Origin of the sequence: Microbacterium aoyamense, assembly GCF_023155855.1 — a bacterium.
GTDB lineage: Bacteria > Actinomycetota > Actinomycetes > Actinomycetales > Microbacteriaceae > Microbacterium > Microbacterium aoyamense.
The window spans coordinates 126250-151328 of sequence record NZ_JAKNUT010000008.1; the positions used below are offsets into that span (position 1 = coordinate 126250).

A 25079-nucleotide genomic window follows, 5' to 3' on the forward strand; every position below is an offset into this window, starting at 1 on the left:
GCGTGTCCGGGCCTAGCCTGGGACGTATGCACGATCACGCGCCTGCGGAGGGAATCCGAGGGGCGAGCAACCGTCGCCTGCTCGCGATCTCGCTCGCGATCACGACCGTCGTCATGGTCGTGCAGATCGTCGGCGCCGCTCTGTCGGGTTCGCTCGCGCTGCTCGCCGATGCGGCGCACATGTTCACGGATGCCGCGGCCCTCGTGATCGCGCTCATCGCGAGCATCGTCGCGGCGAGGCCCGCGAACGACCGCAGCACGTTCGGGTATCAGCGCGCCGAGGTCTTCGGAGCGCTCGCGAACGGCGTGATCCTCATCGTGCTGTCCGTCTGGGTCGCGGTGGAGGGTGTGTCGCGGCTGCTGCACCCCGGTGAGGCCGAGGTGGCGGGCGGCCTCATGCTCGTCATCGCGATCATCGGCTTGCTGGCGAACGCCGTCGCGATGTGGCTGCTGAGCGCGGCGCAGCGGCGGAGCATCAACGTGCGGGGAGCGTACCTCGAGGTGCTCGGCGATCTCATCGGGTCGGCCGCCGTCATCGTCGCCGCGATCGTGATCGTGACGACGGGGTGGATGCCCGCCGATGCGATCGCGTCGCTGCTCATCGCCGCCATGATCGTGCCCCGCGCGATCTCGCTGCTCCGCGAGGTGTTCTCGGTGCTCTCGGAATCGACGCCGAAGGGCATGCACATCGACGAGATCCGCGAGCACATCCTCGCGACGCCCGGCGTCGTCGACGCGCACGACGTGCACGTATGGCAGCTCACGAGGGGTGCTCCCGTCTTCAGCGCGCATGTGGTGGTGGATGCCGCGGCCCTCGCCGACGGCAGGTCGGCGGCGATCCTCGCGAAGCTGCAGGGCTGCCTGGCGGAGCATTTCGACGTCGAGCACTCGACATTCCAGCTCGAGCCCGCGGACCACGTCGAGCACGACGCCCACGCGTAGTCCTCGATCCGCTGCGCAGCGACGCTAGTCCTCGCGCACGACCTCGGCCGGCGAAGTGTCGGGCCGGAGCCCGCGCCAACGGGAGTGGCGCAGGATGCCGCCCGGCGTGAACTCGGCATACTCGACCTCTCCGACGACCTCGGGACGCACCCAGAGCGCGTCCGCGGCGTCCTCGCGCGGCACGCCGACGAAGGGGTTCTCCTCGCTGCGCAGCGGCATGAGCGTCTTCTCGAGCAGCGCGAGCGTCTTGTCGCTGAACCCCGAGCCGACGCGACCCGCATACTGCAGCCCGTCGGGCCCCGGGATACCCAGCAGCAGCGATCCGATCGAGCCCGAGCGCAGGCCCTTGCCCGGCCGGATGCCTCCGATCACGACCGCCTGGGCGTGCGTGATCTTGACCTTCAGCCATGATTCCGACCGGATTCCGCGGCGATAGCGGGATGCCGGATCCTTCACGACGACCCCTTCGAGCCCGAACTGCCGGCTCGCATCGAGCGCGGCATCCACGTCGTCGAAGACGGGAGGAACCACGATCGCGGGAATCGATCCCCGGGCGATCTGCTCGAGTGTCTCACGCCGCTGCGCGAGCGGCAGCGTCGCGGTGTCGACCGAGTCGTGGGCGAGGACGTCGAACAGATACCACCGCACGGGTGTGCGCGGAGCCTCTTTCGCGATCTCGCGCGGCTTCGAGAGGTTCATGCGGTTCTGCAGCAGCGGGAAGCTCGGGCGCCCGCGCTCATCCAGAGCGACGATCTCGCCGTCGAGGATCGCCGGATCCGGACCGAGGCCCGCATCGAGCGTCGTGAGCTCGGGGTACTTCGACGTGATGTCGTTGCCGCTCCGGGCGCGCAGGTGCAGCCGCTCGCCGTCCCAGAAGCCGATCGCGCGCACGCCGTCCCATTTGGCTTCGACCCACGGGCCCCAGCGCTGTGCCGACCGCCGGGCGATCCCGGGTGAACTGTGGGTCGCGAGCATCGGCGCGAAGGCACTCGCGGGCGGTACAGGCGCGGTGCTCCGAGCGCTTCCGACCGAGAACGGAGCGGCCTCGGTCGCACCGCGGGCGATGACCGGCTGCCCGTCCTGCTGCGCGCGGCCCGCGGCATCCGTCTTCATACGATGCAGCAGCCAACTGGACTTCTCGCCCTCGCCCTGGGTGCGGATCAGTGCGAAGCGCACTCGTCCGAGCGGGCCGCCGGGCTGTCCTTCGAGGGTCGCGATGACCTCGTCGTCGCGCCACTTCTCCAGCTCGTACGTGCCGTGGTCCCAGATCGTGACTTCGCCGCCGCCGTACTCGCGCGCGGGGATGACTCCCTCGAACGTCGCGTAGCTCATGGGGTGGTCCTCGGTCATGATCGCGAGGTTGTTGCGCTTGTACGTCGGCGGGATGCCGCGCGGCACGGCCCAGCTCACCAGCACGCCGTCGTGCTCGAGCCGGAAGTCCCAGTGGAGCGCCGTCGCATGGTGCTCCTGGATCACGAAGATCGGCAGGTCGCCCGCAGAGGCGTCGCCGAGCGGATTCGACGGCACGGGCTCGGGGGTCCTGCCCGCGGTCCGCTTCGAGATGTAGGCCGACAGGGGACCGTCGTCGGCTTCGCGGGCTCCCGTGCCGAAGCCGAGGGCGGCCATCGGGTCGCCGATCGCCTGCATCCGGTCGAGCACCTCGGTGAACTCCAGGTGGCGCAGATCGGGATCGTCGAGCTCGTCCCACGTGCGGGGCGCGGCGACCGTCGGATGCATGCGTCCGCGCAGCGAGTACGGCGCGATCGTCGTCTTGGCGCCGTTGTTCTGGCTCCAGTCGATGAGGACCTTGCCGTCGCGCTCGGTCTTCTTCATGCTGCTCACGACGAGCTCGGGGTGGTCCGCCTCGATCGCGCGGGCGAGTTCCTTCGCGAGGGCGGACGACTGCTCGGTCGAATGACCCGGCGGCAGTGCGGAGTACAGATGGATGCCCTTGCTCCCGCTGGTGACGGGGTAGGGCTCGAGTCCCATGCCCGTGAGGATCGTGCGGGCCCATTGGGCGACGAGCGCGCACTCGGCCAGCCCGGCGCCCGGGCCCGGGTCGAGGTCGAGCACGAGACGGTCCGCGAATCCTCGATCGCCGGCTGCCGTGAAGCGCCACTGCGGCACGTGCAGCTCGAGACTCGCAACCTGCGCGAGATACACGAGTGTCGCGCGATCTGCCACGAGGGGGTAGTCCTTCGCTCCGGTCGAGTGCTCGATGGGGGAGCGCTGCACCCACGAGGGGGCGCCGCGCTCGAGGTCCTTCGCGAAGAAGACCATGCCCGGGTCGGCGTCCGTGCCGACCCCCTCGGGCCAGCGCTTGCGGGTCACGGGTCGTCCGATGACGTGGGGGATGAGCACGGGAGCGATCCGGCTGTAGTAGTCGATCACCTCGCCCTTGGTCGTGCCGGTCTCGGGGTAGAGCACCTTGTCGAGGTTCGTGAGGCGTACGCGGCGGCCGTCGACGCGGACGAGCTGCTCACCGGGCATGGGTTCAGGCTAGTCATCGCAGGAAGGAGTAGCAGCAACCGGTGTGGCCGGTGTGTACTGGTCTGATGAGAGCGATCTGGAAGGGCGCACTGACGTTCGGCCTCGTCAACGTGCCGGTGAAGGTCTATTCCGCGACGGAGGACCACGACGTGTCGCTGCATCAGGTGCACGCCGCCGACGGCGGGCGCATCCGGTACCAGCGCATATGCGAGATCGACGGTGAGGTCGTCCCCTTCCAGGACATCGACAAGGCCTACGACGACGGAGAGCGCACGGTAGTGCTGACGAAGGAGGACCTCGCTTCGCTCCCGTCCGAGAAGAGCCGCGAGATCGACGTCGTGGAGTTCGTGCCGAGCGAGCAGGTCGATCTGCTGACCCTCGATAAGGCCTACTACCTCGAGCCGGATTCCGCCTCGCCCAAGGCGTACGTGCTGCTGCGCAAGACGCTCGAGCAGACGGATCGCACCGCGATCGTGCGGTTCTCGCTGCGCCAGAAGACGCGGCTCGCGGCGCTCCGCGTGCGCGGCGATGTGCTCGTGCTGCAGACGCTGCTGTGGGCCGACGAGGTGCGAGAGGCCTCGTTCCCCGCCCTGGACGAGACGGTGCGGATCTCGGCGAAGGAGCTCGAGCTGTCGGCATCCCTCGTCGAGAGCTTCGCGAGCGACTTCGACCCCGAGGCGTTCACCGACGAGTACCAGCAGGAGCTGCGGACTCTGATCGACGCCAAGATCGAGAAGGGCGATGCGCTCGATACCGCCGAGACCTTCGGCACGCACGAGGAGGAGGACGCCGGCGGCGAGGTCATCGACCTCATGGAGGCGCTCCGCGCGAGCGTGGAGAAGTCGCGTGCGGCGCGTGCGGGAGCGGGGTCGACGAAGACGACGGATGCCGCGCCCCCCGCGAAGGCGAAGGCCACGGCATCCACTCCTGCGAAGAAGCCCGCGGCCAAGAAGCCGGCCGCCAAGAAGAAGGCGTCCTAAGCCTTCGGCGCCTCACCGTCGTGGTGCTCGGGACCGCGGTCGAAGACGTCGGCATCGAGCACGAGCGCCTCGGCCTCGGCGTGGTCGGTCACGACGTCGGCGCCGGCCGCGGCGAGCTTCTTCGCCTTGCGCCGTTCGCTGAGGTAGTGCCAGAGGGTGACGACCGCCGTGCCGCCGACGGCGGCCAGCAGGATGAGGTCGATGTACTCCTGCACGAACCACGCGACGGGCGGGATGAATCCGATCGCGTAGCCGAACATCGTGAGCCCGAAGCCCCAGATGACGGCGCCGATGAGGTTGTAGAGCGTGTAGCGCCACTTGTTCATGTGGCCCACGCCCGCGGCCACGGGGGCGAACGTGCGCACGATCGGAACGAAGCGGGCGAGGATGATCGTGAGTCCGCCGAAGCGTTCGAAGAACGCGTTCGTGCGCTCGACGTTCTTGACGCTGAACAGCCCGGATTCCTTGCGTTCGAACACGGCGGGTCCGGCCTTGTGGCCGATGTAGTACCCGACTTCGCCGCCGACGAAGGCCGCGAGCCCGATCAGGAGCGCGACCCACCAGACGCTGATGCCGAAGACGCCGTTGGGGGCGTAGTCCTGCGGGTGCGACAGGAGGCCCGAGATGACCAGCAGGGTGTCGCCGGGGAGCAGGAAGCCCACGAGCAGGCCCGTCTCGGCGAAGACGATGAAGCAGACGACGAGCAGCGCCCAGGGACCCGCCCCGGCGATGATCGTTTCCGGGTCGAGCCAGGGGATGAGTGCGAGAGGTTGCACAGGTGGTTCCCGTCGGTCAGAGTCGGTCGGCGGTGGATCGTTCGGACGAACGACCCTGTGCGGAAGGTGGGACTTGAACCCACACGCCCGGAGGCACAGGAACCTAAATCCTGCGTGTCTGCCAGTTTCACCACTCCCGCGAGTTCGATCAGTCTACTGAGCGACCTGGGCTCCGGCTGTGGGGCTGGCCCCCTCATCGTGCGGCGGCAGGTTGTGGATAACTTCGGGATGCCGCGGCATGCCCCGGGCGATGATCCTCCGGTGACTTTCGCCGCTGCATCCGCCGCTCCCGCCACGCTCGTGGCCGAGCGTGTGCGCGAGCGCTTGCGCGTCGAGCAGACGGACCCGTCGAGAGACCCGGATCGCGCACTCCGCATCGCGCGCGCCGAAGTGCGACGCCACGACGACTTCGCTCTCGCGCGGGGCCTCGCGCCGGTCGACGACGAGGCCGCGTGCGTGCGCGACGCGCTCGCCGCCGTGTCGGGTTTCGGCCCGTTGCAGGCATACCTCGACGACCCGACGGTCGAGGAGCTGTGGATCAACGCGCCGGATCGCGTGTTCGTCGCGCGAGCGGGCGTCGCCGAGCGAGTGCCGCTCGCCCTCACAGACACGGCCGTGCGCGATCTCGTGGAGCGGATGCTGCACGCGAGCGGCCGCCGCGTCGATCTCAGTCAGCCGTTCGTGGATGCGTCGCTGCCCGACGGCAGCCGACTTCATGTCGTCATCCCCGACATCACGCGCCGGCACTGGGCGGTCAACATCCGCAAGTTCCTCCCGGCCTATCGCACCCTCGACCAGCTCGTCGCGTCGGGCTCGCTCGACGCGACGGCCGCGGACCTGCTCGAAGACGCGATGGCGTCGAGGCGCAGCATCCTCGTCTCCGGTGCGACGCACGCGGGCAAGACGACCCTCCTTGCAGCCCTCATCGCGGCGTGCCCTTCGGAGCACCGGATCGTGACGGTCGAGGAGACCTTCGAGCTCGCTGCATCCGCCCCTGACATCGTCGCTCTGCAGGGTCGCCAGCCGAGCCTCGAGGGCACGGGCGAGGTGACGCTCCGCCGGCTCGTGAAAGAGGCGCTGCGCATGCGCCCCGACCGGCTCGTCGTCGGCGAAGTGCGCGACGCCGAAGCGCTCGATCTTCTGCTCGCACTCAACACGGGCATCCCTGGCGCGGCGACGATCCATGCGAACTCGGCGCGTGAGGCCCTCGTGAAGCTCGCCTCCCTTCCTCTGCTGGCAGGCCGGAACATCGATGCGGGGTTCGTGCTGCCCGCGGTCGCGTCGTCGGTCGATCTCGTGGTGCATTGCGCGCGGGATGCCGCCGGCCGGCGCCGCGTCGTCGAGATCATCGCGCCGACGGGCCTGTCGAACGGTGAGATCGCGGCGCGCACGCTGTACGGAGCGGTCGCGTGACGTTCGTCTGGGGTGCTGCTCTCGCGGCGGGGCTCCTGCTCACCCTCTCGCCCTGGCTGTGGCCGGCAGGCGCGCCCCGCGTCGCGGCGCCCTCGTTTGGGCGCGTCGCACGGCTGCTCGAAGAGGCCGGGCTCGCACGTGTGACGCAACTGCAGCTCACCGCGATCAGCCTGGGTGGCGCGGCTTTCGCGGCAGCCGTTGCGTGGCTCGTGACGCAGGTCGGCGCCCTCGCCGTGGTCGCCGCGGTCGCGGGGGCGTTCGCGCCGTTCGCGTGGTTGCGTTCGCGGCGCACGAAGCTCCAGCGCACGCGCCGCGGGCTCTGGCCCGACGTGTGCGATCTGCTCATCGCGTCGGTGCGCGCCGGAATGTCTCTGCCCGATTCCGTCGCCGGCCTCGCGGAATCGGCTCCCGTCGAGCTGCGGCCGGCCTTCGCGTCCGCAGGGCGCGATCTCGCGGCATCCGGTCACTTCGATTCGAGCGCGGCGCGGCTCAAGGCTCTGCTCGCCGACCCCGTCGCGGATCGCATCATCGAGACGCTGCGCATGGCCCGCCAGGTCGGGGGCACCGAGCTCACGCCCGTCCTGCGGGCGCTCGCGGCATCCGTCCGCGCGGATGCCGCACTGCGGGCCGAGGTCGAGGCGCGCCAGTCGTGGATCCGCGGCGCTGCGGTGCTGGGTGTCGCTGCTCCCTGGGTGATCCTCGCGCTGCTCGCGCTGCGGCCCGAGGGTGCCGAGGCGTACAGCAGCCCCGAAGGGGTCGCGCTCATCATCGGCGGTGCCGCGGTCTCGTTCGTGGCGTTCCGCGTCATGATCCGTCTCGGTCGCCTCCCCGAGCCGCGGCGGTGGTTCGCATGACGGATCTCGCGTTCGCCGTCATTCTCGGCGCCGCCTTCGGCGTCGGGGCGTGCCTGCTTCTCACCCTCGCCCCGCGCTGGCGCGCGGTGGGGCTCACGCGCCGGCTCGCGCCCTACCTTCGCGATGTGACGGATCCGCGCGGTCTCCCCGTCGCTCCAGTCGACGGCGGTCACGATCTCGCCTCGGTGTGGCGTGCCGTGCAGTCCCGCTTCGGTCGGGCGTTCGGCGCGTCCGCTTCTGTCGACCGGCGCCTGCGTCAGAGCGGGTGGGTGATGGATGCCGCGGCCTTCCGCGGTCGGCAGCTCGCGTGGTCCGTCGCGGGCGTGGGTGCGGGCGGTGCGCTGCTCGTGATCCTCGTGCTGACGGGGGCGGCGACGACCGCTGTCTGGCTGCTGCCGCCGCTCTTCGGCGTGACCGGAGTCGTCCTCTGCGACGTCCACCTCACGCGTGCGGCCCGGGCGCGCATCGCACGGATCGAGCAGGAGCTGCCGACCGTGCTCGAGTTCCTGACTCTGTGCCTGTCGGCGGGCGAGGGCATCCTCGACTCGCTGCGGCGCGTGAGCGACGTCGGCTCGGGGGAGTTGACGGCAGAGCTTCGCGAGGTCGTCGTCGCCGTGGGAACCGGGGAGTCCCTCTCGGATGCACTCCTGCGCCTGTCGGCGCGGCTCGAGCTCGCGCCGCTCTCGCGCACGATCGACCAGATCGTCGCGGCTCTCGACCGCGGCGCACCGCTCGCGCAGGTTCTGCACGCGCAGGCCGATGACGCGCGCGAAGACGCCAAGCGCGGACTCATCGAGCGCGCAGGTCGCACCGAGATCTACATGCTCTTCCCGCTCGTCTTCCTCATCCTTCCCCTGAGTGTGCTGTTCGCCGTCTTTCCGGGGATCTTTCTACTTCGACTCGGCCTCGGCTGACGATCCAGGGGGTAATCCATGTTCCGATCACTGTTCACGCGTCTGCACTCCGCGCTGCACGACCTCGACCGCGACGAGCGCGGCGACGTCCCCGGCTGGGTGCTCATCACACTCATGACGGCGGGGCTCGTCGTGCTGATCTGGGCTGTCGCCGGCCCCGCGCTGTCGGGCCTGTTCGAGCAGGCGATCTCGCGCGTCAGTGGACTCTAGGCTCCGGCGCACGCTCGCCGACGACGCCGGCTCGACACCGGTCGAGTTCCTCCTCGTCGGCATCGTGCTGACCTTCCTCACTCTCGGCGTCCTGCAATTCGGCTTCGCACTGTACGTGCGCAACGTCGTGCACGACGCGGCGGTCGAGGGCGCCTACGTCGCGGCGCTCGCCGACACGACCCCGGCGGCGGGCGTCGACCGCACCCGCGAGATCGTGGCTCGGGCGGTCGGGGCGCAGTACACGACCGACATCGCGGTGCGCGAGACGACGACTGTCGGGGGACCGACGATCGAGTTGTCGGTCCGGGCGACGTTGCCGCTCGTCGGATTGTTCGGAGTCCCCGGCACGCTGGAGGTGACCGCGCATGCACCCGCCGAGTCCTTCGACTGAGCACGACGATCGCGGCTCGGCGGCGCTCGAGTTCATCCTCGTGGGGCTCCTCCTGCTCGTGCCGATCCTCTATCTCGTCCTCGCGCTCGGCGCCGTCCAGGGGCAGTCGCTCGGCGCCGAGGCGGGCGCGCGGCACATCGCTCGCGTGGTCGCGTCAGCGCAGGATGCTCCGGATGCCGCGGGCCGTGCGGAGCGCGTACTCGCAGCAGTGACGGCGGAGTACGACCTCGATCCCGACGCGGTCTCGGTCGCGCTCACGTGCACGCCGACGGGAGCAGCGTGCCCCGAAGCGGGCGCCGTGCTCACGGTGACGCTCAGGACGACCGTCGCTCTGCCGCTCGTCCCTCCGGTCCTGGGGTTCGACGACCTCGCCCGCATCCCGATCGAGGCGACCGCCGTGCAGAAAGTGTCGCGCGTATGGGGTGCGCGATGAGACGCTCCGACGACGACGGCAGCGTGCTTCTCCTCACGATCGGCTACGCCGTGCTCGCACTCGTGGCGCTCTTCGTGTGCGTCGATGCGACGAGTCTCTACCTCGCCCAGAAGCGACTCGACTCGGTGGCGGATGCCGCGGCCCTCGCGGGCGCAGACGGATTCACGCTCGACGTGCGCGAGGGCGAGCCGATCGCGGAGCTCTCGGCCGAAGGTGTGCGCGACCAGGCGGATGCTCTCGTCGCGGCACTCGGAGGCGATGCCGTCGTCGTCTCGGCGGGCACGCCGGACGGCGTCTCGGCCCGCGTCACGGTTGCGGGGGTGTGGCATCCCCCCGTGCTCACGCTCTTCGTACCCGACGGCGTCGCGCTCGAGGCGACGGCGACCAGCCGCACCGCTCTGCGCTGAGTTCTGCGGGGTCCATGCAATCGGGCTGCCGCACTTCGGCGCCTGGCTGCAGCGCCCGTACGTCGAGAGCGACGCGCACGTGGTCGGCTGAGCCGTCAGTCGCTGCGCCGGGGAACGAAGACGGCGAACAGAGCGGCGCCGAGGAAGGCGACGACACCCATCGCGCCGGTGGCGACGGCGAGGGTGGATGCCGCGGCGATGGCCGACACGAGGAGCGGAGCCGTCGCACCGCCGCCGTCGGTCAGCGTGCGCCACGATCCGAGGAACGGCGCGGGATCGGCCTTCGGCGCGGCATCCGCCCCCAACGTCAACAGGATGCCGCTGGACAGCCCGTTGCCGACGCCGAGCACCGCCGCGAACAGGGCGAACCACATCGCGGACTGCGCGAGGTCGTGCGTGAAGGAGAGCGCGAGGAACCCCGCTCCCATGAGCACCATCGCGGGGAGGGCCGCCCACAGCCTGCCGAAACGGTCCATCACCTGGCCGCTGGCGTAGAACAGCGCGAAATCGATCGCGCCCGAGACGCCGACGACGAGCGCGATCGTCTGGGCGTCGAGTCCGATCGACACGCCCCACAGGGGCAGGACGACCTGGCGTGCCGAACGCACCGCGGCGAGGGACGCCGCGGCGAGGCCGAGGGTCGACAGGACGCGGCGGTAGCGCCACATCGTGCGGAACACGCCGACCCGCTCGACGGTCGGGATCGAGCCCGTGACGGCCTCGCCCGTGTCCTCCGACATGGTCGGGTCGGCGGGGGCGACCTGCTTCTCGGGATCGGGGCCGAGCAGCACGAGCAGGACGGTCGCGACGATGCAGGCGCCGAAGAACCAGATCGCGGCGTGTTCGTCGCCGAAGATCGCAAGGAGCGCAGCGGCGACGAAGGGGCCGATGAACATGCCCAGTCGCCACGTCCCGCCCAAGACCGAGAGCGCACGGGCACGGAACGCGTAGGGGACGCGCGTCGTCATGAAGGAGTGGCGAGCGAGCGCGAAGGCCGCCGCGCAGAACCCGATCAGGAAGATCGAGAGGGCGAAGACGCCGAGCGACGGCGCGAACGCGAGCGCGACGACGCCCCCGAGCGCGAGGATGCCCGCGAACGTCATCGTGAGGCGCTCGCCGATCCGGGCGACCGCCCATCCGCCGGGGATGTTCCCGCACAGCTGTCCGATCACGAGTGCCGCGGCGACGAGCGCGGCCGTCGCGAGGTCGGCGCCCAGTTCCGCTGCGATGACGGGGATGAGGGGGATGACGGCGCCCTCGCCGAGGGCGAAGAGCACCGTCGGGCCGTAGACCATCGGGCCGAACCGCCACAGCACGTCCCGCGCGCGGGGCTGGGCGGGATCCGTCACGATCATCCACGTTAGCGCCGTGGACCGAGCGCGGGGGGATGCCGCATCCGCGTTAGTCTGGAGTGTCATGCTCGAACTCGATCTTTCCGCCGACATCCAGGCGCTGCGCTCCACGTTCGGCGAAATCCGCGCCGTCGTGGACGTCGACGCACTCACCGCCGAGATCGCTCGTCTGAGCGAGGCCGCCGGCGCTCCCGATCTGTGGGACGACGTCGAAGAGGCGCAGAAGGTCACGAGCGCCCTGAGCCACCGGCAGGCGGAGCTCAAGCGCATCACCGATGTCGAGAGTCGTCTGGACGACCTCGACGTGCTCGTCGAGCTCGCGAACGAGATGGAGGACGAAGACTCCGCCGACGAGGCCCGCAAGGAGCTCGCCGAACTCGAGGACATCATCAGCGAGCTCGAGGTGCAGACGCTCCTCGACGGCGAGTACGACGAGCGTTCCGCGGTCGTGACGATCCGCTCCGGCGCCGGTGGCGACGACGCGACGGACTTCGCCGAGATGCTCCTGCGCATGTACCTGCGATGGGCCGAGCGTCACAAGTACCCCGTCAAGGTGATGGACACGTCGTACGCCGAGGGCGCGGGCATCAAGTCGGCGACGTTCGAGGTGGATGCTCCGTACGCCTACGGCACGCTGTCGGTCGAGGCCGGCACGCACCGCCTCGCACGCATCAGCCCGTTCGGCTCCGCCGACAAGCGCCAGACCTCGTTCGCGGCCGTCGAAGTCATCCCCGTCATGGAAGAGGCGCAAGAGGTCGAGGTGCCCGAGGGTGACATCCGCGTCGACGTCTTCCGTTCGTCCGGCCCCGGTGGTCAGTCTGTCAACACGACCGACTCGGCCGTGCGCATCACGCACCTTCCCACCGGCCTCGTCGTCTCGATGCAGAACGAGAAGTCGCAGATCCAGAACCGCGCCGCCGCCATGCGGGTGCTCCAAACGCGCCTCATGCTGCTCCAGCGCGAAGAGGAAGCGGCGAAGAAGAAGGAGCTCGCGGGCGTCATCACGGCGAGCTGGGGCGACCAGATGCGGTCGTACTTCCTCTACGGTCAGCAGCTCGTGAAGGACCTCCGCACGGGCCACGAGGTCGGCAACCCCGCGACGGTCTTCGACGGCGATCTCGACGGCTTCATCAACGCGGGCATCCGCTGGCGCAAGCGCAAGGACGACGACGACTGATCCTCGCCGATGACGCGGGGTCGGATGCCGCGGCTACGCTCGCCGCATGACCCTCCGACTCGTCGAGCTCGACGCTGAGAACCTCCCTGCCGTCATCCGGATCCCGCCCGTCGTGGGTGAGAAGGCGTATGTCGCGCCGGTGCTGCACTCGATCGCGGAAGCGTATGTCACGCCGACCGCGTGGCCTCGCGTCATCATGGACGATGACGAGGTCGTGGGTTTCGTCATGGCGAACTGGGATCCCGAGAGCGAGATGGCCGAGTTCCGCGGTGGGATCTGGCGGCTCAACGTCGCCGACGAGGCGAAGGGTCGAGGCGTCGGGCGGTTCGCCGTCGAGCAGGTCGCGGCCGAAGCCCGTCGGCGAGGGTACGACCACATCACCGCACTGTGGGAGCAGGCTGACGACGGTCCCGAGCAGTTCTATCTCAAGCTCGGCTTCCGCCCCGCGCACGAGCTCTTCGGCGAACGGGTGGGCATCCTCGACCTCTGAGTGCCTCCCGGCTCCGACGATGCTGCATGCGCCGCAGCAGGAGGTCCGCCGCGATCGCTCACGTTCGATTGATGGTGTCTCTGAGTCTTGTTCAGGGCTCTTCGCCGTCCATGAACTCCTGGATGATGCGGTCGGACGCGTGGATGCACATGATCCGCAGCGGCCCCGTCCCCGTGTTCGTGAAGCCGTGCCACACCATCGGCACCACGACGGCGGTGTCGGTCGGGTGCGCGACGATCGTGTCGTCGCCGATTCGGATCGTCGCCTCGCCCTCGATGACGACCCACGTCTCGCTGTACGGGTGGCGGTGCAGCCCCGGACCCTGCCCGGGCTCGTTGTCGACGTAGAAGAACGAGATCTCGGACCCGTGGTCGGCGCCTTCGAACTTCATCGTCTTCGAGGCGAACGGGCGGAGCTCTTCGGCGGGAATGGGGAGGATGCTCATGACTCCATGGTGCCGCGTAGGCTCACGGCATGGTGAAGATCGTCGGAGACGAAGGCCCCGCAGTCCTCCTCCTTCCCGGAGGCGCCGAGGCGGCCGAGGGATTCTTCCCGGGCCTCGTGGAGGGACTGCTCGCCGATCCGGGCGTGCGCGTCATCCTCTTCGATCGTCCCGGTGTCGGTGATTCGATCGCGCCCGGCGGACTCGCGGATGCCGCCGACGCCCTCCACGAGGCGATCGGCGAGAACGGTCCCGTCGTGGCGATCGGCCAGAGCCTCGGTGGCGCCGTCGCCCTGCTTCTCGCGTCGCAGCATCCCGAGGACATCGCCGGTCTGGTGCTGCTCGATCCGACACCCATCACCGATCCGAAGCTCGCGGCGATGGTCGAGAAGCGCGCGCAGCAAGCGGTGAAGATGTTCCGGATGCCGGTGGTCGGCGCGATCCTGCGCGGCTCGCTCAAGCGCAGCGCGAAGAAGTCGGTGGAGCGCCACGCGATGAGGCCCGACGTGCGTGACGCGATGATGACGATCACCGACCTGGATGCACCGAAGCTCGGTCGCGCCGTGGTCGGTCTCGCCGACATCGGAGCCGCACTCGATCTGTCGACCGTTCCCCGCGTCCCTGCCGTCGTCGTCACCGCGGACCGCAAGCCGAGCGATCCGATCCGCGCGGCCCACGCGCGCATCGCGCAGGAGATCGGCGCCGAGCTCGTCTCGTGGCCGCGGGCCGAGCACGCGGTGCACCTCACCCATCCCGACGAGGTCCTCGAGACGAGTCGGGCGGTGATCTCGGCGACGAAACAGGGCTGACAGACGATGGATGCTGCGCCTCAGGGTGTCGCTCGGAGGGATCGGGCCGCACCTGCTTAGGCTGGCTGAGCCATGATCCGGTTCGAGAACGTCACGAAGCGCTACCGGGGCACTGCCCGACCCGCCCTGAACGATGTGGACTTCGAGGTGCTGCGAGGCGAGTTCGTCTTCCTCGTCGGTGCCTCCGGTTCGGGCAAGTCCTCGTGCCTGCGCTTGATCCTGCGCGAAGAGACCCCGAGCGACGGCCGCGTCGTCGTGCTCGGGCGCGATCTGCGCACCCTTTCCAACCGCAAGGTGCCGTACTTCCGACGGCACGTCGGTGCGGTGTTCCAGGACTTCCGTCTCCTGCCGGGCAAGACGATCTTCCAGAACGTCGCCTTCACCCTGCAGGTCACGGGATCGTCGCGCGCGTTCATTCAGCAGGCGGTGCCCGAAGTGCTCGCCCTGGTCGGCCTCGACGGCAAGGAGAAGCGCCTGCCCCACGAGCTGTCGGGCGGCGAGCAGCAGCGCGTCGCGATCGCCCGCGCGCTCGTCAACCGCCCGCAGGTGCTGCTCGCCGACGAGCCGACGGGCAACCTCGATCCCGCGACCTCGGTCGACATCATGCAGCTCTTCTCGCGTATCCACGCGGGCGGCACGACGGTCGTCATGGCCACGCACGAGGCCGGCTTCGTGGATCAGATGCAGCGTCGCGTCATCGAGCTCAAGGACGGCGAGATGGTGCGCGACGAGCGGCACGGAGGGTACGGCGACACCTCCGGCATCCCGAGCCTCGCTCCGGAACCCGAGCGCGGGGCGGCAGCCGTCGCGGCACTCACCGCCGTGCTCGAGCTGCACCGTGAGATCGTCGAGAACGAGACGGGCGAGCAGCCGGCCGCGAGCGAGGTCGCCGCGGCCGTCGCCGAGGAGATCGCGCAGGCCGAGAAGGCCGAGCTGCTGGAGGAAGCGATACACGAACCGGAACCCGCCGAGCAGCCCATCGTCAAGGAGCCGGAGCGTCCCCGCACGAATCCGATCCCGGTCGTCGAGGCGATCGAGATGGATGTCTCGGAGCTCGGGCTCGCCGACCGGCTCGGCCTCGGCGAGCAGCGCGACGAGGACGAAGTGGGGCCGACCTCGTGAGGGTGGGGCTGATCCTCGGCGAGGCGTTCTCGGGCCTGCGGCGCAACGCCTCGATGGTCATCTCGGTCGTGCTCGTGACGTTCGTTTCGCTCACGTTCGTCGGTGCGGCGATCCTCATGCAGATGCAGATCGCCACCATGAAGGACTACTGGGTCGATCGCGCCCAGGTGTCGGTCTACATGTGCAGCGTGATCTCGACGGCGGAGACCTGTACGCAGGGGGCTGCCACCGAGGAGCAGATCAACGAGGTGCAGGCCAAGCTCGACAGTCCCGCGATCGCGACGCTCATCCGCGATGCGACCTTCGAGACGCAGGACGAGGCCTACCAGAACGCCCTCGACCTCTTCCCCGCGGACTACGCGAGCCTTCTGACGCCCGAGCAGTTCAACAGCTCGTTCTCGGTCAACCTCGTCGACCAGACCCGTTCCGATGTGCTGATCGAGGCGTTCGAGGGCCAGGCGGGCGTGGAGCAGGTCAAGGACGAGCTCGAGTATCTCGAGCCTCTGTTCTCGGCGCTCACGGTCGCGACCTACATCGCGGTCGGCATCGCCGCGCTCATGCTGATCGCCGCGGTGCTCCTGATCGCGACGACGATCCGCCTCTCGGCCTACGCGCGTCGGCGCGAGATCGGCATCATGCGGCTGGTCGGGGCATCCAATCGCTTCATCCAGACGCCGTTCGTCCTCGAAGGCGTGTTCGCGGCGCTCATCGGATCGATCCTCGCGAGCGGTGCGATCCTCGCCGGCGTGCACTTCGGCGTCAACGGATACCTGCGCGGTCGCATCACCTTCGTCTCGACCTGGGTCGGGATGCCGGAGGCCTGGGTCGTCGTGCCGATCATCGTCGTCATCGGGGTGCTGCTGGCGGCACTGTCGGCCGGCTTCGCGATCAGGCGCTGGCTCCGCGCCTGACCCGCGCCGTCCTCGGAGCGGAGCCGCTGGGATAGACTGACAGGCTGCCGCGGCCGCGGCATCCATCGTCCGGACGTCGTCGAGGAGTCATCATGCCCAGGGAACGCGGTGAACAGGTCGTCGCGACCAACCGTAAGGCCCGGCACGACTACGCCATCGAGAAGACCTACGAGGCGGGGATCGTGCTCACGGGCACCGAGGTGAAGTCGCTGCGCCAAGGGCGTGCGAACCTCACCGACGGCTACGCGTACATCGACGGCAACGAGGCGTGGCTGGATGCCGTGCACATCCCCGAGTATTCGCAGGGCCACTGGACCAACCATGCGACCAAGCGCACGCGCAAGCTGCTGCTGCACAAGGACGAGATCATCAAGCTCTCGCACGCCATCTCGGCGGGCGGGTACACGCTGATCCCCCTCAAGCTCTACTTCTCGGACGGCCGTGCCAAGGTCGAGATCGCCGTCGCGAAGGGCAAGCGCGAGTACGAGAAGCGTCAGACCATCCGCGAGCGCGAAGACAAGCGCGAGGCGGAGCGCGCGATGCGCTCGCGCAACCGCCTGGGCGAGTGACTACCGCGCGCTGAAGCGGGCCTCGACGGCGGCCGACACCACGATGTCCTCGGGCTGGAACTCCATCGCGGGGGCGCCGCCGGCGGTGTCGAAGGATGCCTTTGCCATCGCCATCATGCGAGGTTGCGGCGCCTGCGGAGGGTTCTCGCCGCGTCCGAGCAGGCCGAGGTCGGCGATCTCGAGCGGTGTGACGGTCGTGAGGCCGATCGCCGCGGCGTAGGCCGTCGCGCGGTCGACCGCGACGCGCACCGCCTGCGAGGCGACCGCCCCCTCGGTCAGGCGCGCCGAGTCGGGGGAGAGGCGCCACACGAGATTGTCGATCTGCACGCCGTCGCGCTGCGCGACCTCGGTCATCCACCACGACAGGGCGGCGATGTCGGTGAAGGTCGCCGTCACTTCGACCGACGCGTAGTGCACGAGCGCGAGCTGCTTGCCCTCGCTGTTCCAGGGACGATTGGCCCACAGAGAGACGCGCTGGCTCGACCAGTCGCTCACGCCGCCCGCGAGCTTGCGGGCGGCGAGGTCATCGCGCAGGGGAGCGGTGAGCGCCGAGATCTGCTCGACGACGGGGCCGCGCTCGGGGCCTTCCGCGCGCACCGACAGGTGGACGACGGCCTCTTCGGGGGCCACGCGGGTCTCGTGCTCGCCGCGCACGGTGATGATCACTTCGCTCATGCGTCGAGCCTACGTGCGTGAACGACATCGCGAACAGACGTCCGCCGTATGGCGGACAACCGTGTTTCGGGCGCACACGGCGGATGTGTCGGTCGCATGAACCGAAACTGGGAGTCGAAAACCGAGCGGGCGAACGCGGTTCACGAATTTCGTGCCTCTGATCTGGGATTGCCCATCGCCGTGTCCGCCAGAATGCCGACAGGCGGCGCCCGTAAACGTTGCGTGACACTCCTGGCGTGTTGGTTGCGGGAGGCGCCGACCGGGCGTGGACTCGAGACACGAACAGCCCCCGGCGTGGTGGGTTACCCCACACATCCGAAAGGACCGCCGTGTTCATCTTCCTGCTGCAGGTCCGCCACATGCTGGGGGGCTACCCCGAGCTGTACCTGTTCGCCGTGTACTCCCTTCTGATCTGGGGTATGTGGCTTCTCAAGGTGCTCGTGAGCATGCGGTACCGTCCCTACACCGAGCCGCATCGCGCCGGCACGAGCGTCATCATCCCCGTCGTCGACGAGCCGCTCGATCTCTTCCGTGACGTGCTTCGCCGGATCATCGAGCAGAAGCCCGACGAGATCATCGTCGTGATCAACGGCGCACGCAATCTCGATCTCGAGGAGGTCTGCGCCGAGTTCGCCCCCGCCGTCCGGTGGGTGCACACGCCCATCGCCGGCAAGCGCAACGCGGTCAAGGTCGGCGTGGAGCTGTCGCGGTACGAGATCTCGGTACTGGTGGATTCGGACACGATCTGGATGCCGGACGCCCTCGACGAGCTCGTCAAGCCGTTCAAGGACGAGCGGGTCGGCGGCGTCACGACGCGCCAGCGCATCCTCGAGCCCGAGCGCAGCTGGATCACGCGGTGGGCGGATTGGCTCGAGAACACCCGATCGCTGTACTCGATGCCCGCCCAGAGCGTCGTCGGCCAGGTGGGCTGCCTGCCCGGACGCACGATCGCGTTCCGCCGCAGCATCCTGATGAACGTCATGGACAAGTTCATGACGCAGAAGTTCATGGGCGTGTTCCTGGAGATCTCGGACGATCGCACGCTCACGAATCTGACCCTCCAGGAGGGCTACCGCACGGTCTACCAGCACACGAGCCTCGTCTACACCGACGCTCCGCTCCAGCTCAAGAAGCTCTACAAGCAGCAGCTCCGGTGGGCGCGGGGCAGTCAGTACAACACCCTGCGGATGATGCCGTGGATGCTGGGCCACGCTCCGATGCTCGCCCTCTTCATGGCGATGGACATCATCCTCCCGTTCCTCCTCGCGGGGGTGCTGCTCGGCTGGATCTATCGCGCGACGGTCGGTGCGGGCGAAAACTTCTACGCCGCGATCCTGCAGGAGTTCGGCATGGGCTCGGGGATCGTGTGGGTCATCGCGCTGATCGTCGTCTCGTCGGTGCTGAGCATGGCCATCCGGCAGCTGCGACACCTCTCCGAGAAGCCCAGCGACTTCCTGCGTCTGCCCGTGTTCATCATCACCTCGACGATGTTCCTGATGCCGATCCGGCTCATCGGGTTCTTCCGCATGGGGCACGCGAGCGGCTGGGGGACCCGCGCTGGGGCCTACGCCGGCGGCGATGCGCCGACCTCGGACGACCAGCTCGTGCCCGACGCCGAGAGCGAGCGGATGCACCGCGAACTCGAAGCCGCTGAGCCGGTCGACGAGCTCTTCGGAGAGATCGTGCCGGGCAAGGATGCCGCGCCCGGCCGCACCGCGCTCGCCACCGCGATGTCGACGCAGACCAGGGTCGAGCGTCGGCTCGCCGCGGAGCCGCAGGCAGCTGCCGCATCTGCGGCTCCTGCCCGCCCCGAGCGCCGCCGCCTCAACCCGAAAGCCGCGTGGCCGTACGTCATCGGCGCCGCGATCATCGCCCTGGAGGTCTGGATCATTGTCTGACGTCAACCCCCGCACCTGGTGGGCCTCCAGCGGCCGCGCTTCGAAGCTGACCGCCCTCGGCGGACTCGTCCTCACCGTGGCCCTCGTCGCGACGAGCGCCGTCGTCTGGGCCTCGCCCGGCGGGTTCACGCCCGGACCGAGCGCCGAGGACCAGCTCGCCGCGGCGCTCGCCGAGAACGCCGAGCTCCAGGATCAACTCGATGCTGCTGAGAAATCGAGCGCGTCGAAGCCTGCCCCGACGCGCACCGCCACTCCGACGCCGACGCCGACTCCGACGCCCACACCGACCGCGGAGCCGGAGCCCGAGGCAGAAGCGCCGGTGCGCACCGTGACCGTGTACCGCTCGTCACCCGAGGGCGGAGGCGAGCAGGCCGTCGACCCGGCACCCGCGCCGTCGAGCCCATCGACGTCGCCCGCCGTGACGGCGCCGCCCGTGGCATCCCTCATCGCCCCGTCGCAACGGTACTTCGGGATGTACACCGCGCAGGCACCCTTCAACTTCGCGACGTTCGACGACGCCGCGGTGAAGGCCGGGACGCGGCAGTCGCTCGTGGGTTACTTCGGCGGCTGGGATCAGACGTTCCGCGGCGACGCCGTCGTGCGGTCGTGGGAGCGCGGGCTCCTCCCGATGCTCACGTGGGAGTCTCGGCCGATCGCCGCGGCGAACGACGTGCCCGAGGACCCCGACTACTCGCTGCCGCGCATCCTGTCGGGCGCGTTCGACGACTATCTGCGTCAGTACGCGCGGGACGTGGTGACGACGGGGCTGCCGCTCGGCATCCGTCTCAATCACGAGATGAACGGCACGTGGTACCCGTGGAACGAGCAGAAGACGAACGGCACGTCCAACAACGGCAACAATCCCGGCGATTACGTCGCGGTCTGGCGCCACGTGCACGACATCTTCGAGGCCGAAGGCGCCAATCAGTTCGTCATCTGGACGTGGGCGCCCAACATCGTGAACAACCTGCCCGCACGGCACCAGGATCCGGCGTACCTGCAGTCGCTGTACCCGGGTGACGAGTACGTCGACCTGGTCGGCATCTCGGGGTACCTGCGCCAGCCGTTCGTCGAGGCGAACGACTTCACGTTCGACTACACGTTCGGTGCGACCCTCACGCAGTTGCGGGCGTTGACCGACAAGCCCATCCTGCTCGCCGAGGTCGGTGCGACCGAGAACGGCGGCAAGAAGGTGCCGTGGCTCAACAGCCTGTTCGAGTCGCTCGCCCGCCCCGAGAACGCCGACATCATCGGTCTCGCCTGGTTCAACATCGCCGTCACGACCGTGAGTCAAGGCCAGCTCGTCACCAACGATTGGCGCATCGACTCGCGCGCCGCATCGCTCACGGCCTTCAAGGGCGGTCTCGCATCGCCCGGGGCGAACTTCCGCCTCATCGCCTACTGATCCCATCCGTTCCGCAGTCAAGAGAAGGAGCTCCACATGTCACCTCACCTCCGACCCGCTCCCGTTCCGATCGAGGACGAGTCGCCCCTCCGCGTCAGCGTCATCGGCACCGGATATCTCGGTGCGACCCACGCCGCCGCGGTCGCCGAGATGGGCTTCACCGTCATCGGCGTCGACACCGACCCCGCGAAGATCGCCGCGCTGGAAGAGGGCGAGGTGCCCTTCTACGAGCCCGGGCTTCCCGAGCTCATCCGCAAGAACATCGCTGCCGGTCGGCTGTCGTTCACGACCGACCTCGGTGCGGCGGTCGCGGCATCCGACATCCACTTCATCTGCGTCGGCACCCCGCAGCAGGCGTCCTCGCACGCGGCGGACCTCTCGTTCGTCGAGGGTGCCACGCGCGCTGTCGCGGCCGCGCTCACGCACGACGGGCTGATCGTCGGCAAGTCGACCGTCCCGGTGGGTACGGCGCAGCGCCTGCGCGACATGGTGGATGCCATGGTGCCGACCTCGCTCCACGTCGAGCTCGACTGGAACCCGGAGTTCCTGCGTGAAGGGTACGCCGTCGAGGACACACTCCGACCCGACCGCATCGTCATCGGGGGAGCGTCGCCGTGGGCCGAGGGGATGCTGCGGCGACTCTACGGCCCCGCGATCGAGGCGGGCGCCCCGGTCGTGACGTGCGATCTTCCGACCGCGGAGCTCGTGAAGGTGAGCGCCAACGCCTTCCTCGCGACGAAGATCTCGTTCATCAACGCGATCGCCGAGGTGTGCGAGAAGGCGGGGGCGGATGTCACGACCCTCGCCGACGCGATCGGCTACGACGCGCGGATCGGTCGCAGGTTCCTGAACGCGGGGCTCGGATTCGGTGGGGGATGCCTGCCCAAGGACATCCGCGCGCTCACGCACCGCGCCGGCGAATTGGGTGCCCTCCAGGCGGTCGGGTTGATGCAGCAGGTGGATGAGATCAACATGGGCCAGCGTCAGCGCGTCGTCGAGCTCGCGATGTCGACGTGTCCCGTGAACATCCTCAACGCCCGGGTCGCCGTGCTCGGCGTCGCGTTCAAGCCCGACACCGACGATGTGCGCGACTCACCCGCGCTCAATGTCGCCGCGGCCCTGCATCTGCGGGGAGCGCTCGTGTCGGTCTACGATCCCGAGGCGAACGCGACGGCGAAGCGGTCGTTCCCGACGCTGACATACGCCGCATCGATGGAGGCCGCGGTGACGGGTGCCGACCTCGTGCTCGTGCTCACGGAGTGGCCCGAGATCGCCGGCGCCGATCCCGAGGTGCTCGGGCGACTCGTCGCACACCGCGCGATCGTGGATGCCCGACGCTGCCTGCCTGCGCAGGCGTGGAGGGATGCCGGCTGGCACACCGCGACGCTCGGCAGCGCCGAGACCGAAGCGCCTCGCGCACGCAGGGTCGTCGCGGCCTAGGTTCCGACCGTCGCGCCGCTGTGCGGGGGCGAGGGGCGCGGCGGTCGGGATGGGTGTATTCTGTAATGCTCGGGTGCTCCGGCATCCAGCAGTTGGAAACTCCACAGTGTGACAGCGGCCTCTCTTCGAAAGAAGACCACGGGGATGATCGGTTTCGACATCGCCTGCGTACCCACGAGAAGCGGGCCGAGGATGCAGGGTTATCTCGTAAACGACCTCTGCAAAACAATAGTTGCCGATGCAAAGCGCAACGACTTCGCCCTCGCTGCCTAAGCGAGCCTGAAGTCCGTGAGACCGTAGGCGTTCCCGCTACGGACCCTCGCGTCATCTAGGGGACTTGCTGCGTGACGGCGTCTGGACGTCACGCGGGACACTTTCCAGGCTGGGCTCGTCGACTTAGGTGTCTGTGACAAAGGTCGGAGCCGAGCAGAACGTCTTCACAGACTGCGCCCGGAGAATGCGTGGACACTCAGCGATGGACGGGGGTTCGATTCCCCCCATCTCCACGAACCGCTGTCACAGAGGAGGGTCAGAGATTCGCGGGATTCCGCGGGTTTCTGGCCCTTTTCGTTTGAGCGTGCTCGGTGCCGTTTCGCGATTTGCCCACGTTTCATGGGCATGCCCGACATTCATCTCTGTGTGATGTGTCAGGACATGACGCCAGGACCGCGGGAATGAGCGGGCCCGAGTCGAAGATGCGCTCGGCGGCGTGTTCGATGCTCGCCGCGACCGCGAGACCTGTCGGCAACGCTACCCGACGGGACCGCCCAGGTGTCGAGGAACCGACTGGGTTCGATCACCCGGCTTTCGCGTCTCGCCACGCGGGAGTCGAAGCTCTACCTTGGAATCATGAAATCGACTATCGCCGGTACGACCATGCCGATTCTCGAGCTCACGCTGGACAGCGGTGAGCGGATCGTGGCGGAGGGCGGCGATGTGGCGTGGATGACGCCGGGCTTCGCGCTGGACACCTCCACGGTTCACGGCACCGGTGGTCAGGGCGGCTTCATGAGCGGCCTGAAGCGGGTGCTCGGCGGGGCGCAGCTGTTCCTCACGGAGTACACCGCGCCGGCGCAGGGCGGGATGCTGGCCTTCGCCGCTCAGCTGCCCGGGACGATCCGGCAGCTCGACATCGATGCGGCCGACTCGTTCATGGTGCAGCAGGGCTCCTACAGCGCCAGCACGTCGGGCGTCGAGGTGTCGGTGGGGCTCCAGAAGAAGCTCGGCGCCGGGATCTTCGGCGGAGCCGGGGTCGTCTTCCAGAAGCTCACCGGCAACGGCACCGCCTGGGTGCAGCTCGCGGGTGAGATCACCGAGTACACGCTCGCGGCGGGTCAGTCGCTGCTCGTGCACCCGGGGCATCTCGCGCTGTTCGAGGCATCCATGCAACTCGAGTTCACGTCGATCAAGGGCATCAAGAACAAGTTCTTCGGGGACTCGCTCTTCCTTGCCGAGATCCACGGTCCCGGCCGCGTCTGGCTGCAGTCCATGAATCCCGCCAAGCTCGCCGCGGCGATCGAGCCGTACCTGCCCGACCGCACGTCGAGCTCGAGCAACAATTAGACGGCCGCGATCTCGCGGGCCCTCGTCCGTTCCTCACTCGATGCGCCCACCCGACAGCATCCATCGACGTGTTGTCTCACGGTGCCACGATGCGCTTCACTGACGGAGAGCCCAAGGAGATCCGCATGACATCGAGCAACGCCCAGAGTCTCCGTGTCCGCCCGCGCGTGTGGATCGGCATCGTCATCTACTTCGCCTACGTCGTCGTCGTCTTCGGCGTGCAGAAGGCCACCGGGGTGCCCTACACCGACTTGGGCAAGAGCGGCGAGAACCTGTTCCTGGGCGCCGGGCTGTCGCTGATCGTGGCAGCGATCCTCCTCGCGATCACCACCACAGCGCTCGGCTGGTGGCGACCCGCGCTGTTCGACCGTCATCGCGCGGCGCACAAATGGCCGCTCATCGCACCGGTCGTCATGGTGGTCGCGCTGATCACGAACCTCGTCGCGACGGATTGGGGATCGTATGACGTGGCGTTCTTCGGGGCATCCCTCGTCCTTCTCCTGGTGGGGTTCACCGAGGAGCTCACCACGCGAGGACTGCTCCTCGTCAGCCTGCGCAGTCGTCTCTCAGAAGTCTGGGTCTGGTTGCTCACATCGGCCCTCTTCGGTCTCATGCACCTCGTCAACGCAGCCAGCGGTCAGCCGATCGGCCCAACGCTTCAACAGGTGGCGTTCGCCTTCGGCGCCGGCACGATCTTCTACATCCTGCGCCGCGTGACGGGCAGCCTGGTGTGGGCGATGGTGCTTCACGGCTTCTGGGACTTCTCCACCTTCGCCGTGACCCACGGCACCCCAGGGCCCCTCGCGGCATCGTCGGGGATCCTCGAGATCACGGCGATCATCCTCGCCTTCATCGCCGTCGCCTTCGTCATACGCGGTGCCGACGAGCGTCTGTGACCCGCGGGTCGCCTGACCACCCCCCATTCCATTCAGGACGTAGCGGGCGGCACCGACTCCGAGAGCGATGCGATGCGCTGTGTATCCGATGCGTGTTTCCGAACTCCGCGAGGAGGGCGCCCATGGCTCGGATCCCATCGCCTGAACCGTGACCGCACCATTCACGATGGACGATCGATGATAGGTGCGCCGAGTGCAGCTTCAGTGGTCTGAGCACACCGACGAAAGGTCGAGAAGACCGCGAACTCACGCGCCGATCTTTTCTGAATCCGCGTAATCACGCGGAGGCGTCGGCAGAATTCGATTCCCGCCATCTCCACCAACCGCTGTCACAGAAGAGGGCCAGAGATCCGCGGGATTCCGCGAGTTTCTGGCCCTTTTCGTTTGCTGTGCACCGGGTGTGTCCGATAAACGGTGGATCTGGTCTGGCGGTCATTAGTTGATACGGCCTTCGAATGCGATCGCGAACGCGTTCAGCGCCGGCTTCCACCTCGTCGCCCAGCGTGCCCTGCCCCGGCCGG

The 25079-nt window shown here is 68.6% G+C and carries 25 protein-coding genes, 1 tRNA gene and 1 other RNA gene; 21 read left to right on the plus strand and 6 right to left on the minus strand.

The window, feature by feature from the left end; all coding sequences use genetic code 11:
* The first annotated feature begins 26 nt into the window (after window positions 1-26).
* Complete coding sequence (locus MA876_RS17950) at window positions 27-941, plus strand: cation diffusion facilitator family transporter (RefSeq protein ID WP_248152786.1); 915 nt, start codon at window positions 27-29, stop codon at window positions 939-941.
* Window positions 942-965: 24 nt separating this feature from the next.
* On the opposite strand, the gene MA876_RS17955 is transcribed toward MA876_RS17950, so the two are convergent.
* Entirely contained in the window at window positions 966-3431 is a 2466-nt protein-coding gene (locus MA876_RS17955; protein WP_248152787.1) for an ATP-dependent DNA ligase, read from the minus strand.
* A gap of 65 nt (window positions 3432-3496) precedes the next feature.
* Here MA876_RS17955 and ku point away from each other — a divergent pair, with 65 nt between their 5' ends.
* Window positions 3497-4411 (plus strand): non-homologous end joining protein Ku, encoded by a 915-nt coding sequence (gene ku, locus MA876_RS17960; RefSeq protein WP_248152788.1) that lies wholly within the window; start codon window positions 3497-3499, stop codon window positions 4409-4411.
* On the opposite strand, the gene MA876_RS17965 is transcribed toward ku, so the two are convergent.
* Window positions 4408-5187: a DedA family protein gene (locus MA876_RS17965; RefSeq protein ID WP_248152789.1), complete on the minus strand. Its 780-nt coding sequence runs from the start codon at window positions 5185-5187 to the stop codon at window positions 4408-4410. The two genes, ku and MA876_RS17965, sit on opposite strands and share 4 nt — an antisense overlap.
* Before the next feature lie 58 nt (window positions 5188-5245).
* Window positions 5246-5327 (minus strand) — tRNA-Leu (locus tag MA876_RS17970).
* 88 nt (window positions 5328-5415) lie between these two features.
* Between MA876_RS17970 and MA876_RS17975 the strand changes: the two genes are divergently transcribed.
* The 7 genes from MA876_RS17975 to MA876_RS18005 are packed head-to-tail and all read left to right on the plus strand — an operon-like array spanning window position 5416 to window position 9809.
* Entirely contained in the window at window positions 5416-6600 is a 1185-nt protein-coding gene (locus tag MA876_RS17975; protein ID WP_275563331.1) for a TadA family conjugal transfer-associated ATPase, read from the plus strand.
* Window positions 6597-7454, plus strand: coding sequence for a type II secretion system F family protein (locus MA876_RS17980; protein ID WP_248152791.1), 858 nt, complete (start codon window positions 6597-6599; stop codon window positions 7452-7454). The genes MA876_RS17975 and MA876_RS17980 overlap by 4 nt, the downstream gene beginning before the upstream one ends.
* Window positions 7451-8368: a type II secretion system F family protein gene (locus tag MA876_RS17985; protein WP_248152792.1), complete on the plus strand. Its 918-nt coding sequence runs from the start codon at window positions 7451-7453 to the stop codon at window positions 8366-8368. The genes MA876_RS17980 and MA876_RS17985 overlap by 4 nt, the downstream gene beginning before the upstream one ends.
* A gap of 18 nt (window positions 8369-8386) precedes the next feature.
* Complete coding sequence (locus MA876_RS17990; RefSeq protein WP_248152793.1) at window positions 8387-8578, plus strand: hypothetical protein; 192 nt, start codon at window positions 8387-8389, stop codon at window positions 8576-8578.
* Window positions 8568-8969 (plus strand): TadE/TadG family type IV pilus assembly protein, encoded by a 402-nt coding sequence (locus MA876_RS17995; RefSeq protein WP_248152794.1) that lies wholly within the window; start codon window positions 8568-8570, stop codon window positions 8967-8969. The genes MA876_RS17990 and MA876_RS17995 overlap by 11 nt, the downstream gene beginning before the upstream one ends.
* The gene (locus MA876_RS18000; RefSeq protein ID WP_248152795.1) at window positions 8944-9402 is read left to right on the plus strand and encodes a TadE family protein; all 459 of its coding nucleotides are present in this window, start codon (window positions 8944-8946) and stop codon (window positions 9400-9402) included. Before MA876_RS17995 ends, MA876_RS18000 begins: the two co-directional genes overlap by 26 nt.
* Window positions 9399-9809, plus strand: a complete 411-nt coding sequence (locus MA876_RS18005) for a pilus assembly protein TadG-related protein (protein ID WP_248152796.1) — start codon at window positions 9399-9401, stop codon at window positions 9807-9809. Before MA876_RS18000 ends, MA876_RS18005 begins: the two co-directional genes overlap by 4 nt.
* 95 nt (window positions 9810-9904) lie before the next feature.
* Here MA876_RS18005 and MA876_RS18010 read toward each other — a convergent pair whose 3' ends face one another.
* The gene (locus MA876_RS18010; protein ID WP_248152829.1) at window positions 9905-11164 is read right to left on the minus strand and encodes an MFS transporter; all 1260 of its coding nucleotides are present in this window, start codon (window positions 11162-11164) and stop codon (window positions 9905-9907) included.
* Between the two features lie 61 nt (window positions 11165-11225).
* Between MA876_RS18010 and prfB the strand changes: the two genes are divergently transcribed.
* On the plus strand, window positions 11226-12338 hold the full coding sequence (gene prfB / locus MA876_RS18015; RefSeq protein ID WP_248152798.1) for a peptide chain release factor 2: 1113 nt from the start codon (window positions 11226-11228) through the stop codon (window positions 12336-12338).
* Between the two features lie 46 nt (window positions 12339-12384).
* Window positions 12385-12828 carry a GNAT family N-acetyltransferase gene (locus MA876_RS18020; protein ID WP_248152800.1) on the plus strand — a complete coding sequence of 148 codons (444 nt, stop codon included), beginning with the start codon at window positions 12385-12387 and terminating at the stop codon, window positions 12826-12828.
* A 91-nt stretch (window positions 12829-12919) separates the two neighbouring features.
* Here MA876_RS18020 and MA876_RS18025 read toward each other — a convergent pair whose 3' ends face one another.
* Window positions 12920-13273 carry a cupin domain-containing protein gene (locus MA876_RS18025; RefSeq protein ID WP_248152802.1) on the minus strand — a complete coding sequence of 118 codons (354 nt, stop codon included), beginning with the start codon at window positions 13271-13273 and terminating at the stop codon, window positions 12920-12922.
* Between the two features lie 29 nt (window positions 13274-13302).
* Between MA876_RS18025 and MA876_RS18030 the strand changes: the two genes are divergently transcribed.
* The 4 genes from MA876_RS18030 to smpB all read left to right on the plus strand — a co-directional run bounded on the left by MA876_RS18030 (window position 13303) and on the right by smpB (window position 16681).
* Complete coding sequence (locus MA876_RS18030; protein ID WP_248152804.1) at window positions 13303-14079, plus strand: alpha/beta fold hydrolase; 777 nt, start codon at window positions 13303-13305, stop codon at window positions 14077-14079.
* 72 nt (window positions 14080-14151) lie between these two features.
* On the plus strand, window positions 14152-15201 hold the full coding sequence (ftsE, locus tag MA876_RS18035) for a cell division ATP-binding protein FtsE (RefSeq protein ID WP_248152806.1): 1050 nt from the start codon (window positions 14152-14154) through the stop codon (window positions 15199-15201).
* Window positions 15198-16112, plus strand: a complete 915-nt coding sequence (gene ftsX, locus MA876_RS18040) for a permease-like cell division protein FtsX (RefSeq protein ID WP_248152810.1) — start codon at window positions 15198-15200, stop codon at window positions 16110-16112. Before ftsE ends, ftsX begins: the two co-directional genes overlap by 4 nt.
* Before the next feature lie 92 nt (window positions 16113-16204).
* On the plus strand, window positions 16205-16681 hold the full coding sequence (gene smpB / locus MA876_RS18045; RefSeq protein ID WP_248152812.1) for an SsrA-binding protein SmpB: 477 nt from the start codon (window positions 16205-16207) through the stop codon (window positions 16679-16681).
* On the opposite strand, the gene MA876_RS18050 is transcribed toward smpB, so the two are convergent.
* On the minus strand, window positions 16682-17356 hold the full coding sequence (locus MA876_RS18050; RefSeq protein WP_248152813.1) for an SIMPL domain-containing protein: 675 nt from the start codon (window positions 17354-17356) through the stop codon (window positions 16682-16684).
* Between the two features lie 329 nt (window positions 17357-17685).
* Between MA876_RS18050 and MA876_RS18055 the strand changes: the two genes are divergently transcribed.
* The 6 genes from MA876_RS18055 to MA876_RS18080 all read left to right on the plus strand — a co-directional run bounded on the left by MA876_RS18055 (window position 17686) and on the right by MA876_RS18080 (window position 24558).
* Window positions 17686-19254, plus strand: coding sequence for a glycosyltransferase family 2 protein (locus tag MA876_RS18055; protein ID WP_248152814.1), 1569 nt, complete (start codon window positions 17686-17688; stop codon window positions 19252-19254).
* A complete protein-coding gene (locus tag MA876_RS18060) occupies window positions 19247-20659 on the plus strand; it encodes a glycoside hydrolase family 26 protein (RefSeq protein WP_248152815.1) in 1413 nt (470 codons plus the stop codon). Before MA876_RS18055 ends, MA876_RS18060 begins: the two co-directional genes overlap by 8 nt.
* 36 nt (window positions 20660-20695) lie before the next feature.
* Window positions 20696-22099 carry a UDP-glucose dehydrogenase family protein gene (locus tag MA876_RS18065; protein ID WP_248152816.1) on the plus strand — a complete coding sequence of 468 codons (1404 nt, stop codon included), beginning with the start codon at window positions 20696-20698 and terminating at the stop codon, window positions 22097-22099.
* A 140-nt stretch (window positions 22100-22239) separates the two neighbouring features.
* Window positions 22240-22608, plus strand: a transfer-messenger RNA (tmRNA) gene (gene ssrA / locus MA876_RS18070).
* 340 nt (window positions 22609-22948) lie between these two features.
* Complete coding sequence (locus tag MA876_RS18075; protein WP_248152822.1) at window positions 22949-23662, plus strand: TIGR00266 family protein; 714 nt, start codon at window positions 22949-22951, stop codon at window positions 23660-23662.
* A 125-nt stretch (window positions 23663-23787) separates the two neighbouring features.
* The gene (locus MA876_RS18080; protein ID WP_248152823.1) at window positions 23788-24558 is read left to right on the plus strand and encodes a CPBP family intramembrane glutamic endopeptidase; all 771 of its coding nucleotides are present in this window, start codon (window positions 23788-23790) and stop codon (window positions 24556-24558) included.
* Window positions 24559-25079 lie beyond the last annotated feature (521 nt).